General features: G+C 37.2%; 16 protein-coding genes. 14 read left to right on the top strand and 2 right to left on the bottom strand.

The features are described from left to right. The first annotated feature begins 400 nt into the window (after positions 1–400). The 4 genes from ACQ76T_RS00585 to ACQ76T_RS00600 are packed head-to-tail and all read left to right on the top strand — an operon-like array spanning position 401 to position 6,456. On the top strand, positions 401–733 hold the full coding sequence (locus ACQ76T_RS00585; protein ID WP_431341416.1) for a hypothetical protein: 333 nt from the start codon (positions 401–403) through the stop codon (positions 731–733). A 60-nt stretch (positions 734–793) separates the two neighbouring features. Continuing rightward, entirely contained in the window at positions 794–1,882 is a 1,089-nt protein-coding gene (locus ACQ76T_RS00590) for an efflux RND transporter periplasmic adaptor subunit (RefSeq protein WP_431341417.1), read from the top strand. Positions 1,883–1,910: 28 nt separating this feature from the next. Beyond that, positions 1,911–5,033, top strand: a complete 3,123-nt coding sequence (locus tag ACQ76T_RS00595; RefSeq protein WP_431341418.1) for an efflux RND transporter permease subunit — start codon at positions 1,911–1,913, stop codon at positions 5,031–5,033. Beyond that, positions 5,014–6,456, top strand: a complete 1,443-nt coding sequence (locus ACQ76T_RS00600; protein ID WP_431341419.1) for a TolC family protein — start codon at positions 5,014–5,016, stop codon at positions 6,454–6,456. Before ACQ76T_RS00595 ends, ACQ76T_RS00600 begins: the two co-directional genes overlap by 20 nt. Before the next feature lie 99 nt (positions 6,457–6,555). On the opposite strand, the gene ACQ76T_RS00605 is transcribed toward ACQ76T_RS00600, so the two are convergent. Continuing rightward, entirely contained in the window at positions 6,556–6,984 is a 429-nt protein-coding gene (locus tag ACQ76T_RS00605; RefSeq protein ID WP_431341420.1) for a cold shock domain-containing protein, read from the bottom strand. Positions 6,985–7,855: 871 nt separating this feature from the next. Between ACQ76T_RS00605 and ACQ76T_RS00610 the strand changes: the two genes are divergently transcribed. Beyond that, entirely contained in the window at positions 7,856–8,611 is a 756-nt protein-coding gene (locus tag ACQ76T_RS00610; RefSeq protein ID WP_431341421.1) for an SDR family oxidoreductase, read from the top strand. A 75-nt stretch (positions 8,612–8,686) separates the two neighbouring features. Here the strand turns inward: ACQ76T_RS00610 and lgt are convergent, their stop codons facing one another. Beyond that, positions 8,687–9,523, bottom strand: a complete 837-nt coding sequence (lgt, locus tag ACQ76T_RS00615) for a prolipoprotein diacylglyceryl transferase (RefSeq protein ID WP_431341422.1) — start codon at positions 9,521–9,523, stop codon at positions 8,687–8,689. A gap of 229 nt (positions 9,524–9,752) precedes the next feature. Between lgt and ACQ76T_RS00620 the strand changes: the two genes are divergently transcribed. The 9 genes from ACQ76T_RS00620 (at position 9,753) to ACQ76T_RS00660 (ending at position 19,222) form a co-directional block, all read left to right on the top strand. Further along, positions 9,753–10,496, top strand: coding sequence for a polysaccharide deacetylase family protein (locus ACQ76T_RS00620; RefSeq protein ID WP_431341423.1), 744 nt, complete (start codon positions 9,753–9,755; stop codon positions 10,494–10,496). A 137-nt stretch (positions 10,497–10,633) separates the two neighbouring features. Continuing rightward, positions 10,634–11,329: a VIT1/CCC1 transporter family protein gene (locus tag ACQ76T_RS00625; RefSeq protein ID WP_431341424.1), complete on the top strand. Its 696-nt coding sequence runs from the start codon at positions 10,634–10,636 to the stop codon at positions 11,327–11,329. Positions 11,330–11,507: 178 nt separating this feature from the next. Continuing rightward, positions 11,508–11,915: a type VI secretion system tube protein TssD gene (gene tssD, locus ACQ76T_RS00630; RefSeq protein WP_431341425.1), complete on the top strand. Its 408-nt coding sequence runs from the start codon at positions 11,508–11,510 to the stop codon at positions 11,913–11,915. Positions 11,916–12,163: 248 nt separating this feature from the next. Further along, complete coding sequence (locus ACQ76T_RS00635) at positions 12,164–14,023, top strand: type VI secretion system Vgr family protein (RefSeq protein ID WP_431341426.1); 1,860 nt, start codon at positions 12,164–12,166, stop codon at positions 14,021–14,023. A 47-nt stretch (positions 14,024–14,070) separates the two neighbouring features. Continuing rightward, positions 14,071–15,168 (top strand): DUF2931 family protein, encoded by a 1,098-nt coding sequence (locus ACQ76T_RS00640; RefSeq protein ID WP_431341427.1) that lies wholly within the window; start codon positions 14,071–14,073, stop codon positions 15,166–15,168. A 30-nt stretch (positions 15,169–15,198) separates the two neighbouring features. Next, positions 15,199–16,842 carry a phospholipase effector Tle1 domain-containing protein gene (locus tag ACQ76T_RS00645; protein ID WP_431341428.1) on the top strand — a complete coding sequence of 548 codons (1,644 nt, stop codon included), beginning with the start codon at positions 15,199–15,201 and terminating at the stop codon, positions 16,840–16,842. A 19-nt stretch (positions 16,843–16,861) separates the two neighbouring features. After that, entirely contained in the window at positions 16,862–17,560 is a 699-nt protein-coding gene (locus ACQ76T_RS00650; RefSeq protein WP_431341429.1) for a hypothetical protein, read from the top strand. Beyond that, a complete protein-coding gene (locus ACQ76T_RS00655) occupies positions 17,548–18,858 on the top strand; it encodes a hypothetical protein (RefSeq protein ID WP_431341430.1) in 1,311 nt (436 codons plus the stop codon). The genes ACQ76T_RS00650 and ACQ76T_RS00655 overlap by 13 nt, the downstream gene beginning before the upstream one ends. Continuing rightward, positions 18,830–19,222, top strand: coding sequence for a hypothetical protein (locus ACQ76T_RS00660; protein ID WP_431341431.1), 393 nt, complete (start codon positions 18,830–18,832; stop codon positions 19,220–19,222). The genes ACQ76T_RS00655 and ACQ76T_RS00660 overlap by 29 nt, the downstream gene beginning before the upstream one ends. Positions 19,223–19,309 lie beyond the last annotated feature (87 nt).

The following is a 19,309-nucleotide window of genomic DNA, read 5'->3' on the forward strand; positions in this document are numbered from 1 at the left end:
ATATCCAAGATTCCTTGGCTTTAGCCAAAACTTTTAAGATTCTAATTAGATTCCTGCGGAATGACAAACTGAGTGGATAAGTATTGATAACTATCTGCTTAATGTGTGAAATCTGTGAGGAAATCATTCAATAGAAATGGACTTTAGCCCGTTAATAATAAACCAAAATTCATCTGGCTTTAGCCAAAACCTAATGCCATTTTTCATTCAGAATTTTAGAAGTTGGAGTCCTGACTTCGCGTTCTATTTATCATTCCACAGAATCCAAATTTCAATTAGTAGAATTATTCACCCATTCTTTAAATTTTTTTAACAGTCAAAGGGCTAGAACTCCATTAAAAATCCCTAGTTTTGCAGAATTATCGTTTTTTTACTAAAAAACTAATATGTTCTGTTTGACATGGCAGGTCTGAGGTCATTTTTCTTATTTTATATCCTACTGGTTTTTTCTCTATTCAATTCGAATTGGGCAGAAGAATCGTTGCAGGATATTCCACATGTTCCTCATGTAAATAATATCTACCTGCTGGATGTCTACGAAGAGGCGGATATGAACACCCATGCATTGCCTGCAGCCTCTAAAATTGTAAAACATTCTGTTCGTAAAGATGAACTCGCAGTGGGCGATTTCTCTCGGATTCTAAGAGTTATTCCTAAAATTACCCTTCCGGAGATTGCTTTATCCATTATTTGCGGAGTTAAATCTTTTCTTCATCTCCTCCAATTGTTTTAGCGGTAAATTTCTGAAAACCAAATTATTTTAACGGAAATTTTATAACCTAAACATTTAAAAATGTATTTTAAAAACGTAATAATTTGCAGTATTGCAATATTATTCGCTGTGTCATGCAGTAAAGACAACAAAAAAAACAATCAGAAAGATAAAGAAGTTCCGGTACTGGAAATCAAAGAAAAAGATACGCTGGTCAGCAACCAGTTTGTTACTGATATTCAGGCTAAGAAAAACGTAGAAATGCGGTCCAGGATTGGAGGGATTATCCAGCATATCTATGTGAATGAGGGACAGTTCGTACATCAGGGACAAGCTCTCTTTAAAATTAACGATGCTGAACTTCAGATGGAACTTCTTAAAGCCAATGCTGCGCTGAAACAGGCCCAGGCCGATGTACGAATTGCAGAAGTGGAACTGAAACAGATCCAGAGCCTTCATGCCAAAAAGTTTGTGGCCAACAACGAACTTGAAATGGTAAAAGCAAAACTGTCATCGGCACAGGCTAAACAATCCTTTGCTGATGCAGAGAAGAAAGCTGTTCTTCAGAAAGTAAGCTTTACAAAGATCACCGCACCTTTCGATGGTGTCATTGATGTGATTCCTCTTAAAGACGGAAGTTTAGTAGAAAATGGTACTTTATTAACCACCTTGTCTCAGCTCAATGAAGTCTACGCTTACTTTTCGATTCCGGAAAATATGTACTTTGAGCTTCTGGCCAATGACAAAATCGGAAATCACCAAAAAATTGAACTTACCCTTCCTAATGGCGTAAATTATCAGTTTAACGGAGCTTTAAAAACAGCGGAAGGGGAAATAGACAGAGCTACCGGATCTATCCGTTATAAAGTACTTTTCCCGAATCCGGACCGACTGATCAAGCATGGAACTTCTGGAAAGCTTATTATCTCGGAGCAACAGAATAACGCCATTCTTATTCCGCAGAAATCTACCTTCTCTATTCAGGATAAAACTTACGTTTTTGTGGTAAATAAACAGAACAAAGTGAAAATGACCAATATTAAGATCGGAACAACCTTAAGAGATTCTTACATGGTGGAAAGTGGTCTTAAAAAGGGAGATTTAATCATTTATGAAGGAACTCAGTCTTTGAAAGATGGAGATATCATCAAAATCAAAAAGAAGTATTAACCTTTCATAATTTTTAAATCAATTAACAATGGTAGAAATGTTTATAAGACGAAAGGTTCTTTCGTTGGTTATTTCCATAGTGTTTGTACTCCTGGGAATTATGGCTCTTTTGAAGATGCCAATTACCCAGTTTCCGGATATTGTACCCCCTTCTGTAACCGTAACCGCAAAATACACGGGAGCCAATGCCGAAGTATCAGCCAATGCGGTGGCTCTTCCTTTAGAAAGGGCAATCAATGGAGTTCCGGGAATGACTTATATGTCGACCGTAACTTCTAATGACGGTCTCACCTTGATTCAGGTTTTTTTTGAAGTAGGAACAGATCCTGATGTGGCAGCAGTAAACGTTCAGAATAGAGTAACAACAATTCTTGATGAGCTTCCTGAAGAAGTAATCCGGGCTGGAGTAACAACTGAAAAGGAGGTAAACAGTATGCTGATGTACCTCAATATTACGAGTTCGGATCCAAGCCAGGACGAGCAGTTTATTTACAACTTTACAGATATTAATGTTCTTCAGGAACTGAAACGTATTGATGGAGTAGGACGTGCAGAAATCATGGGGCAAAAAGAATATTCTATGAGAGTGTGGCTGGATCCGCAGAAGATGGCTGCTTACAATATTTCAGCTGATGAGGTGATTACCTCATTGCAAAAGCAGAATATCTCGGCAGCACCAGGAAAGGTGGGGGAAACCTCAGGGAAAACTTCCAGCCAGCTTCAATACGTTATTAAATATAAAGGAAAATTCTTCGAACCTAAACAATATGAAGAAGTTCCCATAAGATCAGATGTAGACGGAACCATTCTAAAACTGAAAGATATTGCCAAAGTAGAATTTGGAGCTATGAACTATGGGATGGTTTCCAAAACAAACGGAAGACCATCCGCTTCAATCATGATGAAACAGCGTCCTGGTTCTAATGCTTCAGAAGTAATAGAAAGTGTAAAGACCAAAATGGAAGAGCTGAAAGTATCTTCTTTTCCTCCGGGAATGGAATATAACATGGCTTATGATGTGTCCAGATTCCTGGATGCTTCTATCAGTGCTGTACTTACGACTCTTATTGAAGCCTTTATTCTGGTAGGAATTGTTGTGTTCATTTTTCTTCAGGACTGGCGTTCAACCCTGATCCCTGTGCTGGCTGTGCCGGTAGCATTGGTAGGAACCTTTGCTTTTATGAATATGCTGGATTTCTCAGTAAATCTGTTAACCCTTTTTGCTTTGGTTCTCGCCATTGGAATTGTGGTAGATAATGCTATTGTTGTTGTGGAAGCTGTCCATGTTAAAATGGAAGAAGGAATGAATGCAATGGATGCCACAATCAGTGCTACCAAAGAAATAGCCGGAGCCGTAGTTGCTATTACCATTGTGATGTCTGCCGTATTTATTCCGGTAGCATTCCTTGATGGTCCTGTAGGAGTATTCTACAGACAATTTTCATTGACACTGGCGATCAGTATCGTGATTTCAGGAGTAAATGCACTGACACTGACTCCTGCGCTTTGTGCGATTATTTTAAAACCCCATAATCACCATAAAAAGAAAACAATCGTTGATCGGTTTTTCCAAAGTTTTAATACCGGATTTGAGCGGCTGACAAATGGTTACGTAGGGATTCTATCAAAATTTGCAACAAGAACCACAGTGACTTTCGGAATACTATTCTTATTCGTTGGGCTAACTTTTGTGACCAGCAAATTTTTGCCAACAGGTTTTATTCCTATGGAAGATCAGGGAATGGTATACGTAAGTGTAACTACTCCACAGGGAGCAACAGTAGAAAGAACGGAAAAAGTACTGGACGAAGTGACCGTTATTGCGAAGAAAATTGAAGGCGTAGAAAATGTAACAACACTTGCCGGGTACAGTATTGTGACAGAAATTGCGGGCTCATCTTACGGAATGGCGATGATCAACCTTAAAGATTGGAAAGAAAGAAATATCTCAGTGAATAACCTGATTGAAGAGCTTTCAGGCAAAACCAAAAGCATTGCTGATGCCCAGATTGAAATCTTTGCCCCTCCAACAGTTCCCGGGTTCGGAAATACGAGCGGCTTTGAGTTACGCTTGTTGGACAGAACCGGCGGAACCATCGAAAATACAGATAAAATCACCAAAGATTTTGTAAAGAAACTGAATGAGGCTCCAGAGCTCAAAAACAACTTTACCAGTTTTGATGCTACTTTTCCGCAGTATATGATTAATGTAGATTACGATATGGCGGCAAAAAAAGGAGTTTCGGTAGATAATGCCATGTCTACACTACAGACAATGCTGGGTTCTTATTATGCGACCAATTTTATCCGTTTCAGCCAAATGTATAAAGTAATGGTTCAGGCAAGTCCGGAGCACAGAGATACCCCCGAAAGTATTCTGAATCTATACTTAAAGAACGATAAAGGTGAAATGGTTCCTTTTTCCACATTTATCACCATTGAAAAAGTCTACGGCCCGGAAGTATTAACCCGATACAATATGTATATGTCTGCAATGATTAACGGAGAGCCTGCGGATGGGTATAGCTCTGGAGATGCTATTGCAGCAGTGGAGCGTGTGGCGAAAGAGGTGCTTCCGAGAGGTTTCGATATTGAATGGTCGGGAATGACCAGAGAAGAGATTTTATCAGGAAATCAAACCGTTTATATCTTCCTGATCTGTCTCTTATTTGTATACCTTTTATTAGCTGCCCAATACGAGAGTTTTCTTCTTCCAATGCCTGTATTATTAAGTCTTCCGACAGGAATTTTCGGTTCCTATATCGCTTTGGTACTGGCTGGCTTAGATAATAATATTTATGCACAGGTGGCTCTGGTAATGCTGATCGGACTTTTGGCTAAAAATGCCATCCTGATTGTAGAATTTGCCGTTGCCAGAAATAAGCAGGGGTTTGATATCATTCCGGCCGCTATTGAAGGTGCAAGACAGCGTCTGCGTCCAATTCTGATGACTTCCTTTGCATTTGTAGCAGGACTTATTCCTTTGTGTATCGCATCAGGAGCGGGAGCCATTGGTAACCGTTCCATTGGTACAGCAGCTGCGGGAGGAATGCTGATCGGAACGATCTTCGGACTAGTTGTCATTCCGGGGTTGTATATATTCTTTGCAAAACTTGAAAATAAGAAGAAAGATGAAAAGATTAAATCATAGAAATATAATATACGGAATTGCTGCATTGAGTTTAGTTTCATGTGCAGTTCCGCAAGTCGCAGATCTGAAAAAAGCTCAGAGCTTACCGGAATCACCTGTTAAACCTGCAAGTTCAGAAGAATTTCAGCATCTTAATCTCAAAGCATATTTTACAGATCCTCTATTGCTTGAACTTTTTGATAAAGTAGTACAGGCTAATCCGGATTTTCAGATTGCACAGCAAAGAGTGGAAATTGCCAACAGTTTTCTCCAGCGTTCCAAAATGGATCTTTTGCCCTCCCTTGAAGTGGGGGCAGAGGTTTCCGGTAACCGATACGGAAAATATACGATGGAAGGAGTAGGAAACTACGATACCAATCTTTCGCCCAATATTACGGAGGAGCAGAAGATCAATCGGGATTTCAATCCCAGCTATTGGTTAGGAGCCCGAAGCAGTTGGGAAATCGATGCCTGGGGAAAACTGAAAAATAAAAAGATTGCTGCCCAAAAGAAATTTCTGGCTTCTACAGAAGGATTGAGGCTGCTTCAGGTTGAACTTTTCACAGATATTGCCAACTTATATTATCAACTGGTAGCTTTAGACAATAGACTGGCGATTTATCAAAAAAACTATAACCTTCAGCAGAGAGCATTTGAAATTGTTCTGGCTCAGCGTGAAGTGGGAAAGGCTACAGAACTTGCGGTACAGCAGTTTAAAGCACAGAATAACAACTGGCTTGCTGAGATTGAACATATTAAAGTCGAGATTGTTACAGTAGAACAAGCCATTACAACTCTTACAGGAAGTTATGGTGGTGAAGTAAAACGAGGTAAAATGCTTATGCCAACCAATTTGGATGTTCTTAATAAAACGATTAATGTAGAAGCAGTGATTCATTCCAGACCGGATGTTGCCGCCAATTATTACGTTTTGGAAGCTTCTCAGGCAGATGCAAAGGCCGCAAGAGCTGCTTTTTATCCAAAAATTGACTTGGGAGCAGGTTTCGGATTAAACTCTTTCTCCGTTGAAACACTTTTCAAGCCAAGTTCATTAGCTGGGCAACTGCTAGGAGGGTTGATGGTTCCGGTTTTTAATAAAGGTCAGCTGAAATATGAATTTAAAGTAGCCAGTAAAGAGCAGGAAATTGCTTTTTTAAACTATCAGAAAAGCATTACAACAGCTTTTAATGAACTTCAGTCTATCCTGAAACAGACAAAGATCTATGAGCGTGTTTTAAAGCTAAAGTCTGAGGAAGTTGGTTTTCTGGATCGGGGAGTTGAGGTATCTAATGATCTTTATCTGACGGGATACGCCAATTATTTTGAGCTGATCAATTCTCAAAAAAGCAAACTTACCGCGGAATTGGATTTATTGCAGTTTCAGCATCAGAATACCAGAAATAACGTCCTGTTGTTTAAAGCACTGGGCGGAAAACTGGATTAATTTTTACTTTTTTACGATGTAAGAAAGCCACCTGAAAAGGTGGCTTTCTGTATTATTTACAATTCATTGGTAAGATTTTACAAATGAATAGATCAAATATTATTTAACAATCTGAATGTTAACCGCAGAAAATCCTTTAGGAGACTTTTCTTTTTCAAAAGATACTTTGTTTCCTTTTTTTACCGCTTCTGCACAGTTGTTGTTATGGAAGAAGATGTTTTCTTTGGTATTGTCTTCAGTAATGAAACCGTATCCTTTTTCACTGTGGAAAGTAATGATTCCGGTTTTTCTTGGATCTTCTTCAACGATAGGAGCTGCACCTAGCTGGATCTCATCAAGGTTTACTTCCTGTCTTTGTTCAGGGGGAGTAGAAGTCAATCTTCCGAATTCATCTACATACATGAATACATCCTCCATGTCTTTCCCTTTGTTGTTGTTCGTTTTACGTTCTTCGCGTCTTAGCGCCTTTTCTTTTTGCTTTTGAATTTTTTTCTTGAAATTTTCCTTTTTAGAAAAAGAATCTGCCATAAATTATTTTTAGTATTTAGTTTCTATAAATTGTATTGTTCACTCCGGTCTCCAATAGACCCCTATAAAGCCTGCCGATGTTTCCTGTTTTGGATTTTCCCAATCATACAGAGCTTTAAAATTCCGACAAGTATTGTTCTTAATAGAAGAATAAAAGTGTAAAATATGGCTGCTCAAAAAGCAAAGACTGAATAAAAAGTTATTCTGGTCGTTACAGAAAACAAAGTAATGACTTGGTTAATAATATGCAAATATACAACAATAAAATGAATAATGCTCTTTTAAATGATTGATTATCAGAAATGGTTTTTTGCTCCGAGTGCCAAAATTCTTTATAACAGGAACATAACAGGATATAAAGCTGTTTTTTGCAGATTTCACAAAAAATCCCCAGCTTGCTGAGGATTTGTGAAAAAAAATATATTATAGAATGAAGTGGTGTATAATACGGCTGATAAAGTATCAAATGTTGTGCCTAAAATGTATTGCTATTGGTGAAATATATTGAAGTGTTTAATAAATGTACCACATTGTAAAGTGTATCTATCTGGTAAATAGTGGAATATTGATGGAGTGCTGTTTGTGTAAAAATTTAAATTTATGATGAAGAAAACTATTTCATTTTTGATAAAAACGATCGCAACATACCCAGATAAATAAAAACCAATCATTCTTCCCAGCCATTATATTATGAAAAAATTAGGCAGAGTTTCAGTTTTAATCGAATGTCTTATAAAAATCATATGCATATACCGTAGTTGTGCTGAATCAATATCCAGAGTAAATTTTGAGATAATTCCCGAAAACTTCACCATGTTGAGATAACTTTTATTATTCATCTTTGTCTTCTTAACATTCAAAATAGAAAAAAATGTCAACACGAGATGTACAAGGAAAAGTTGTTTTAATTGCCGGAGGAGGTAAAAACCTTGGGGGATTATTAAGTAAGGATTTCGCTGCAAAAGGAGCAAAACTGGCCATCCATTACAATAGCGAAAGTTCCAGATCTGAAAGTGAAAAAACACTGGCCGAAGTTCAGGCGTTGGGAGCAGAAGCATTTCTGTTTCAAGGAGATCTTACCAAAGTAGATAACCTCACGAAATTTTTTGATGAAACAATTTCTCGTTTTGGCGGAATAGACATAGCCATCAATACAGTAGGAATGGTTCTTAAAAAGTCGTTTTCAGAAACTACGGAGGCAGAATATGACACCATGTTCAATGTTAATTCAAAGTCAGCGTATTTCTTTTTGCAGGAAGCTGGTAAAAAATTAAATGATAATGGTAAGATCTGTACTATTGTTACCTCATTATTGGCTGCTTACACAGGATTATATTCTACTTATGCGGGGGCAAAAGCTCCGGTGGAACATTTTACAAGAGCTGCTTCCAAGGAGTTTGGAGCAAGGGGAATTTCCGTAACAGCTGTGGCACCTGGCCCAATGGATACTCCTTTCTTTTACGGTCAGGAAACGGATGATGCCGTGGCTTATCACAAATCTGCATCCGCATTGGGAGGGCTTACCGATATCAAAGACATTGCCCCATTGGTAGAGTTTTTAGTAACGGACGGCTGGTGGATTACCGGGCAGACTATTTTTGCCAATGGAGGTTATACCACACGATAATCTGAAATAAACCTATAAAAAAACTCACTGAAAACTATTTTCAGTGAGTTTTTCATTTAGAAAATAAATGAAAAGTTAAGCGGTCTTAGTCTTTCCTTTTTCTAATATACTTTTAACGATAAAAAAGAGTCCGAGCAGAACAAAAGGAATACTTAGAAGTTGTCCCATATTCAATATCATTCCGTGTTCAAATTCAACCTGATCTACTTTGATAAACTCAATCAGAATTCTCATTATAAAGATAAGCAGAATACTGATTCCAAAATAAAACCCTTTTCCAATCTTGAAAATATTTTTCTTATAAATGAAATAAACAATCATGAAAATAATCAGATAAGAAATTGCTTCGTAAAGCTGAGCCGGATGTCTGGGTAAATTATCTACCTGTTTGAAAACAAAAGCCCACGGAACATTCGTAGGAACCCCTATAATCTCCGAATTCATCAGATTCGCCAGCCTAATGAATGTTCCTCCCAAAGGAAGTACAATGGCTATTGCATCCAATATCGTCATAAATGGAATAGAATATTTTCTTGCATACAAAAGTAGCATAATCACCAGTCCTATACCCCCTCCGTGACTTGCCAACCCCGCAAAACCTGTGAAATGATAAGCTCCGTCAGGTCCTTTCTGGATAGGCAGAAATATTTCTAACACATGATGAGAATAATAATCAAAATCGTAAAAAAGACAATGTCCCAATCTTGCTCCTACCAAAATTCCGATAAGGGCATAAGAAAAAAGTGCCTCGTGAGCCTGTGAGCTTAGATTTTCCTTTTTATAGATCTTTTTTAAAATGTTTAAACATAAAACAAGACCTGCAAGAAATAATAACCCGTAATATTTTAATGGAATACCCAAAATATTGACGATCTCGGGATTGATGTCCCAATTGATATATAGTAAATTCATTCCTGCAAAGATAATAAAACCATAATTTCTGAAGATAAAAGCCTTTTTTGATTTATTGTTTGTTTGATTTTTAAGGTCTTATGGTTTTTCTGAGCTGTGATATTGGCTTTTCAAAACAATGAATTATAATTGTTGTTAAACTGATAATCGGTAATCATTAAAGATCCTAAAAAAAATAATAAATTTTGAAATTGAAATCCTTATTATCTTTGTTGGTAAACCACTCATTATGAATAAACTTTTTATTGCTTTCACAGCATTTCTTTTGTGTATCGGTACTTCTCTGCAGGCTCAGAAAATACTACCATTGTCAGAAAAGTGCTATATCTATCTTACCTTCGACGACGGTCCGCTTAACGGAAGTGAAAACATCAATGATATTATTTTAAAAGAAAAGATTAAGATCAGTGTTTTTATGGTAGGTGAACATGTGGTAAAGGATAAGCAGATGGATACCTATGCTAAATATTATGACCAGAATCCTTATATAGACGAGTACAATCACAGTTTTACTCATGCCAACGATCATTATGAAGCATTTTATAATGATGTAGATAAATCGGTAAAAGATATCCTCTATAATCAAACCATTCTGAAACTTCCTTATAAAATTGTACGCCTTCCGGGACGTAATATGTGGCGGTTGGGAGGCCGTTCAAAAAATGATGTCACCAACGGAATACAGACTGCCGACCAACTGGCTGCTCTTGGTTATAAAGTTGTAGGTTGGGATGTGGAATGGCAGCATCGTCCTTCAGACGGAACTCCTATACAAACGGTGAGTGAAATGTATTCAGCGGTTCAAAAGCTTTGTACCTCAGATAGAACATTTACCAAAAATAATGTAGTGATGCTCATTCATGATGAAATGTTTCAGAAAACGTGGGAAGAATCCGAACTTAAACAGCTTATTGACCTGCTGAGAACCAATCCAAACTATATTTTTGAACAGATGAGGTTTTACCCTCAGTAAATAAGAGTAATTTAAAATCATTCTTGAAAAAACATTTGATAACTTTAACATGAGTTTAGGGAGAAGAAATCAGATGTATGAAAAATACCATGATAGCAATACTCCACTCGTTATTATAAGCTAAAACTAATACAGATATGCATCATACGTTAGAAAAACATTATGTAAACAGAGTAGGGTGGCTTCGGGCAGCTGTGTTAGGGGCTAATGATGGGTTGTTATCTACCACAAGTATTGTGATTGGAGTTGCTGCAGCAGAACCAGAGCGGCATATTATCATTCTGGCCGCTTTAGCTGGAATGATTGCCGGGGCAATGTCTATGGCAGCAGGAGAATATGTGTCCGTAAGTTCACAGGAAGATACAGAAAAAGCAGACCTGATCCGTGAGCAACGCGAACTTGAACAGATGCCTGAAATAGAACTGAGAGAACTTGCGAAAATTTATGAAAGAAGAGGGTGTTCCAAAGAAACGGCAATGCAGGTAGCCACAGAACTCACAGAGCATGATGCATTAGGTGCCCATGCCAGAGATGAATTGGGAATTAACGAAATTACTCAGGCAAAACCTCTACAGGCGGCTGTAGCTTCATTTGGATCTTTTGCTGTAGGAGCATTATTGCCGTTTACCGTTTCTCTTTTGGCGCCTATTCATCAGATGGTGTATTTCCAATATGGCTTTTCCATTATATTTTTGATGTTGCTGGGAGCAATATCCGCCAGAACCGGTGGATCGAGTATTAAAATTGCGGTATTGAGAATTTGTTTCTGGGGAACAGTAGCAATGGGCATTACCGCTTTTGTAGGACGCGTTTTCGGTGTCAATATAGGATGATGATTTTTTATAAGTTTTTGATTTATAGAGAGTCGTGTGCCTAACGGTTGTTAGTAGTAGAATTACTACACTTTTTCATTTTTATCCTTAAAAATCATTTTGTTATCGTAAATACATCTAAATTTGGTGATATAACCAACATCAAATCACAAAATAGTAACGATTAAAATTTACGATCATGGCAGAAAGAAATTCAAGAGGAATCTTAAAATTCAACAACGGAGAAGGACAAAAGCTATTGAGGCTTAATTACAGTGTATCAAGATCTACTGACGTTTCGGGACGTGTGGCTTCAGATCCTTCCAATGCACTTATCAAAATTACGGTAGAAGCTACAGAGAAATCAGACATTCTGGAAAGCCTTCTGAACGGGAAGTACAAACCGACTGTGGGAGAAATAACATTCAATAAATCTCACGAAGAAGGAACATTAACCACATTAAAATGGCAAAACGGGTACGTTATCCAGCATGAAGTAGATTTCGATGCAGTGGATGAAAACAGTATGTACATCAGTTTTGTTGTAAGTGCAGAACAGATTGATCTGGGAGATTCTTCTTACCATGGATTATGGCCTTCTGCATAAGAACCAATCCCTTAGAAATCAAATAAACATCAAAACAGAATGGTACATCCGATAGGGTGCTGTTCTGTTTTTTTGTCTGTTCTTATTCTACTCATGACACTGTATTTCTCGTATTGAATTGCCGTTATTTTAGAAAAAAACGTATAGATGTGACTTAAATGTTGTGAAAAAATGATAACTTTATATGAAGATCGTCTGTTTTTAGAATTTTTCCAAAAATGAACATCTTGCCAAACACCTTACATAATATGAACAAAAATGTCTCGAATTCCGAAAAGATTTCGGAGAATCATATTCCTGGAATCAACCGTGTGGTGAAACTGGATATCGTGATTGAAGGCAAAATGATAAAGCACTTCAAGCATTTCCGTTTACAGCAGAGTGTAAAAAAGCACCATGATTTTGAACTTACTTTGGCACACGATACCTTGAACGGTATACAGAATCATGATTTGGAAGAAGCCCAGCAGTTTTTGGGAAAACGCCTTACCGTGGTATTTAAATATAAAGATGTGGAAGGAAGCCCGGAAAGAACTTTTGTAGGAGTGATCACGAAAGTAGGCTTCAGCCAGGAAAATCATAGCCTTGGAAATATTGTTTTAAAAGGATACAGCCCAACCATTTTATTGGATGCTGCACCCCACACCCAAAGTTTTGGAGGGGATCAGCCCGTCAATATGGGAATCATTGCCACGAATGTTATTAAACAGGGAATAGAGAACGGTAAATTTGATGTGAAAATCAATGCTAAAGCTTCTTCACAAATTCTGTACAGTGCACAGTATAATGAAACCCATTACAATTATCTCTGCAGAATGGCGGAAGCTTATGGCGAGCAGTTCTATTATGATGGAGAAATCCTTCATTTCGGCAATATGCCTCCTCAGAATAAAGCCCTGGAATTGGTATACGGCAGTAATGTCTCTGATATCAGTGTAGAATTAAAGGCCGTCCATATAAAACCCAGTTTCTATGGGTATAATAGCAGTTCCAATGCTAAGCTTACCTCTGGAGAAACTCCCATACAGCATATAGGAAATCTGGCTAAAACTGCTTATAAAAATAACGACGGAATATTCAAAACTCCATCACTACAGGTGGCTCCTATAAAAGCTGCTACAGATATGGATGTGGTAATTTCCCAGACGAGTACTGCAGGAAGTAAAGCGGTGGAAGTGTTTACTGTTTCAGGGGGCACCACCATTCCTTTTCTGTATCCGGGATGTGTTGCCGATATTAATATGCGGAAAACAGATACCAATCAGACTTCTTATTTTACAAAACTGATGATGACAGAAGTCATTCATGAAGTAGATGCTTTAGGACGTTATTCGGGGAGATTTGAAGCTATCGCATCAGATACAGGGTATATTCCGACCCCCGACTTTACTTTGCCTATTGCACAGCCTCAGACTGCCACTGTAATTTCAAATACAGATCCTTTGGGGCAGGGAAGAGTTACCGTGCGATTCGACTGGCAGCTGCATGATACCACCAATTTTATTAGAATGATGTCTCCCGATGCAGGAGGTACAGATCAGATCACTCAGAATAGAGGATATGTTGCCATACCGGAAATAGGAGATCAGGTAATGGTAGGATTTGTACACAATCATCCGGATCGTCCTTTCGTGATGGGAGGGATGTTCCATGGGGGTACAGGTCTTGGAGGTGGAATTGATAACCACCTGAAGTCTATCCAAACCAGAAGCGGAATCCGCATTTTAATGAATGATACTGAAGGTAGCGTTAACATTATCGATCCTAGCGGAAACAACTACTTTATGGACGGCAAAGGAAATATATCGGTAACCGCTCCAAAGAATATGACCTTTAATGCCGGTGAAAACCTTACCATCAATGTAGGAAAAGATATGAAAACCAGTGTAGGAAATGATAATGCCATCAATATTATCAATAATCACCAGTTTACTTCAAAAAACTATGCACAAACGATCAATGAAAATAAAACGATCGACATTACAGGTGATCTGAAAGAAACAACTTCCACAACGACCCACAAAGCAAAAAACGGAGATATTTTATTACAAAGCTCAGGGGTTGCCAAAGTACTTGGTAAAATTGATGCCAAGGTAAATAAAGGATAATGTATGAAGAGAATTTCTGCTTTCAGACTTCCATAAATAATTGTATAATGAACAAGTTCATAAAATATCTATTAAGCATATTATTCTTTACCCAGATCTCATGTCAGGAAAAGAAAGACCATCAAAAAACAAAAGCAATGACAAAATATGAATGGCTGGAGGCAACTTCAGCTCCCTTAGGATTTCCCGTAGATGTATATCGAGGAGGATTGGAAGCCGCAGACGGAGAATTTACAAGCCTGTATAGCGGAACCACAGGCGGATCATGGGGAGAAGCCAACAGAGGAATGAGCAACGGAAACAAAAGCATTCCCAACCATTTGCATGTCATTTGGGTTTCTTATGCAGAAAAAATATTTTACGAAGTAGATACAGATATTGAGTACGACAAAATACAGAAACTTTTTAAAGACGGATATTTTGTACCCTCAACCAGTAAAGACAATCCTCAGCCGAGGAAAGAAAACTACGATCAGATTATTGTAGGGTTTGCTCCGGGAGGAACTGTTATTATTTGGCTATCAGGAGCGGGAAGACAACAGGAAGTAGGACGATACCAAGGGAAAAAGATCACAATACCTCAATCCGAAATTGATGCCCTCAGTCCCGGACCACAGAGAAATATGTTCGATCCCAATTATCAGAATAAAGTGATGCATGAGTTTGGAATTATTCCAAAAGAAGTCATAAAAGCAAACGAAGGTAAGCCTATTCCTTATAAACTATGGGATACATACAGACAGAGGTATGACTGGCGAACACAATTTGAATTCCCTAATACCGGAATAACCGATGAAGTAGATTATTATTTATTAAATGGAGAACACGAATTTTTATTTGGAGATCAGCAGATCAAAGAATACAAAAATATCCCGGATGAACTGAAATGGAACAGCAATAAAGAAAAAGCGGTACCTAAAAAAATATATTTCAGTTGGTTTAAAGGTAAGGAAATTTACGAAGGAACAGTAATTTTCGATCCACAGGAGATTACAAAAGCCTTCGAAACTTTGAATAAAGACAATCAAAAAACTCAAATCCAGATTCTTATCAGGGTTAATGAGCTGAGAAACTTTGCCTCTGTAAAATTAACGAAAGGAAAACAGGAAATCTGGTTGAAAAACAATGAAATAACGGTGAACTAGAAACAAAAAACACTTATTAATGATTGAATTATGAGTAAAACATTTGTTTATAATACAGGAAATCCCCAACCTCCACCCCCTGAAGAACTTCATATTTGTTTTGGAGTGTTTTTCGATGGAACCCGAAACAATCTCAAAAATACAGAGATTCGCAAAAAGGTTCAGGGGAAAGGAGAATTTCGTAATATTTCGGCCTCCGAAGAAGAAAGGAGGATCTTTGAAAAATATGCAAAAGATGATAATAGTTTCGGCAACGATTTCACCAATGTTGCAAGGAAGTATATGTGCACCCAAAGAACTTCTTACTCCATTTATGTAGAAGGAATTGCCACCATAGATAAAGATGATGATGAAGGCAGTGGTTTTAAATACGGCCGTGGAAAAACAGGCGTTATTGGAAAAGTAAGAATCGGATGTACGGCATTGGCCAAAGCGGTAAAGAAAGCTAATGATGAAGGGAAAAGTAAGAAAAAACTGAAGTCAATAGTTCTCACCGTTGATATCTTCGGATTTAGCAGGGGAGCTGCTGCCGCCAGAAACTTTGCTTATAATTTACAAATGAGAGCCTATGCCCCAAAATCTTACTATCCACCGGTTCAAGGTGCTACGAAGATTGAGGTTGATCATGAGACAAGTGAGTTTATGGGCATTGAAAAATCATGGGTAAAAGATGGTCTCCTACCTAAATTTGGACATTTAGGCACGGCTCTTTTACAGGCCGGACTGGATCGGGAATTGGTAGATTCTATGACGATTCATACCAGATTCATAGGCGTTTATGATACCGTTGCATCTTATGATCCAACCTGTCTTCTTCTGCCGAGTTTTCAAAAGAAAGTAGGCGAACTTCATCTCCATGAATTGGGCGCTCCAAGAAAAGCGGTTCATTTTACAGCCGCTGATGAACATCGTAAGAACTTCTCGCTGACGAGATTCCTTCCTGTAGATCTTAAATCAGGAATTGAAAGAAATTTCCCCGGCGTACACAGTGATGTTGGAGGAAGTTATAACCATGATGTAATGTCTGCAGCAGAAATCAGTGAAAGTGGCTACGCTCCGGATCCCGCAGAAGGAGTAACAGAAAGAGAATATGTCTGGCTTGAAAAGGCCTATTTCTCAAGCTCACTGGAAAGTTTCAGAAATGAATTAATAGAACAGGGATGGTTTAAAAATGAACAACTAGCCGTGGAAGCTCATTGGAAGTATGTACTTACAGGAACCCGGTATCTGTACAGAGGGTATAGTTTTATACCACTTCATTTTATGTGTGACTATGCTTTGCCTTATCTTAATGAGGATACCGATTACCTATATTATTCAAAAATAATGGAGGATTATGCACTGAATGACACCTTTTTGGATGAAGTAAAAGCATACATGAAGATACATATTATCGACAACAATGAAAACTGGACTCTTAAAGGAAACTTTAAGCATGAAAATGAAGAACCGGAAACAACGGAAGAAAACAATGCAGAAATGCCGGTAGAAACCACTGTCGAAAATCCCGTGGCGGCTGTACAATTGGAAGAAGTGGTTGTTACTGCATATAAGTCAGATTATCTGCTCAGAAAACTTAAAAACAGATATCTGCACCGGTCAGCAAAAATCAATACCCTGTTGGATACCCTTGCGTATTCGCCAACTGATGACCGAAGAAGAATGGAATTTTAAAAGATAAATAAAGCTGATATTGGAACATCCTCTTAAAAATTTCTGCAAAACATACAGATTGGAGACCGTGGTTATTTCTAATCCCGGAACCTCTTATTCATCAGCGAAAAGTTATGTGAGAACAACAGAGGTATATCATTTGGGAAATGAAAAAGAATATTTTAAATATCATGTTCTCGTGGTAGATTTCAATTTCTCAAATGATGATAATTCGATGGGAAAGTTATTAAAACAAATCAGTTATTTATTTGATGAGCTGGAAGTATCCGTTGATCAACACGGAAATATAGTTAAAATTGATAACCTTAATGCTCTTCGTTTAAGATGGATCGCAACCGTCACAAAACTTTCGGAGAATCATGAAGGTGATGCGATAAATCAATATTTCAGTCAGATCAGCAGTTTACTGGAAGATGAAAACAAGCTTATTGATTTTCTGAGTAAAGATCATATGTTTGGACTGCTTTTCAATGGATTATTACAATCATTTGATGAACCCAAAAAGAGAATCACTCCTGAAGGGTTTACAGAAATTACCCATCCCGTAAAAAATGGCAATACAGTAACTTTAACCATCTCCCCTGAAAATCTGGACTCTACAGATGTGGAACATTTCAGAGGATTATTTGTATTTAAAGAAGGACATCATGAAGAAGGCTTCACGGAAATTATAAAAGATAATACCCATTTAAAACATTCATTATTATGGATAGGTTAAATAACGATAAAGAAAATCCTTCTCCGGAAAACCAGAATCAGAGTCCCAAAACTCCGGATGAGGTAAAGGCTGCCAATAACCAAAAAATGGAGGAAAAGCGTGCTGAAAACGAGGAAAAAGATAAAACAGAAGAAGGTTTGCTGCTGGCTATAGATGGAGCGAAAATAAAATTCAATGCTCACATGGGAACGTTTAAGGTATTGACTGATGTTCCTACTACGCAAGATAAACTGACAGGAACGATTGTAGAAAAGCAAATTCCTAATTTTATTTTTAATGATGGTTTTCAAATGATTAACCTCACACAATGGCAAGATTTTGGAACAGCAAAAGTACAGGACAATTATGTATTACTCAAAAAATCTACTTTACCGGGAATCGGCAAAATGCCAGGAAATATTCCCCCCGAAAGCGGAAAAATAGAATTTGTAACCTCCGGACAGGTAAATGCTCCGGAAAGTGTTGATACTAAGGGAGCTCCGGTACCAGAACAAAAAGACGATAAAAAGTGTTTTTGTAATAGAGATTTTACACCTGATGAAATAAAAGAAATTGTAGTTGCATTAAGAAAGGGTGAAGTTACTGGATATACGACAAAAAAAACGGTTGAAGTTGTAAATGGAGTTAAGAAGAAAGTATCAAAAAAGGTTGCATTAACAGTTTATGATATGCCACATACTAAAGATCTATTATTTGCAAATCAAACAGATGTTAAAAGAGCAGAGCATCTTTCATTAGATGATTCAAGTTATGATAAAGTAACAGATGCAATTAATAAAGCCTTTAAAAATTATGATATAAATACTTGTATAAGAAAAATTCATTTTATAGCTCAAGCTCATCACGAATCTCACAGATTTCGGGCAACATTTGAAGGGCGAACAGAAAAAAATACTCCCTCAAATTATAGTGGTGGGTATAATTTTCAAGGAAGAGGTTTTATGCAACTGACTCATGATTATAATTACGTAAAATATTATAATAAAGTGTTTAAGACAAAAGAAGATTTGAAAGATAAAAAGTTTTATAATGATAAATTAATTCCTTTTGCTCAGCTATTAGCAACAAATGTTGAGTATGCATTTGATTCAGCTGGGTGGTATTGGAAAAATGATGATAAGGTTAATGCGATTGGAGTAAGTATGAATGTGGCTGCAGATCAGGATAATACACTTTATGTCTCACAAGGGATTAATGGTAAGGTAAAGCATCCTAATGGATTAGAAGAGAGAATTAAATACGTTGCTGATCTCAAAAAAATTATGAAATATGAAAACTGTACTAATAACAAAAAATAAAGCTATCTATTTATTAACCTTTATATTAATTGGGATTTTTACGAATGCTCAAGATATAAAAATCTGGAATAAAACTTTAAAGACCAATATTGTTGCTCATCAGAAAGTTGGTTCAGATAGTGTTTATTTATCAATAGATAAAATGGATAATGAATGGTTGGGAAGAAATGTAAATGTAAAAACGGTTAATTATTGGAACAATGCTTCGATTGAAGTTACCGCTGATTGTTGCAAGAAGAATGTTTTGATTATCAAACGAACTTTCTTGGGAAATAATATTGTGGGAGATAGACTTTATTTTAAGAAGAATAGAAATAAATATTATTTTAAAGCTCTTAAAGAATTTGAACAAAAAGTAGAATAATAAGACACAATTACAGCTGAAAAGATCAACAATATTTGTTACACTAAAATATAGTATAGTAAAAAAGGACATCTGCCGAAGCGCAAA

The organism is Chryseobacterium sp. JK1 (assembly GCF_050632815.1).
Classification (GTDB): domain Bacteria; phylum Bacteroidota; class Bacteroidia; order Flavobacteriales; family Weeksellaceae; genus Chryseobacterium.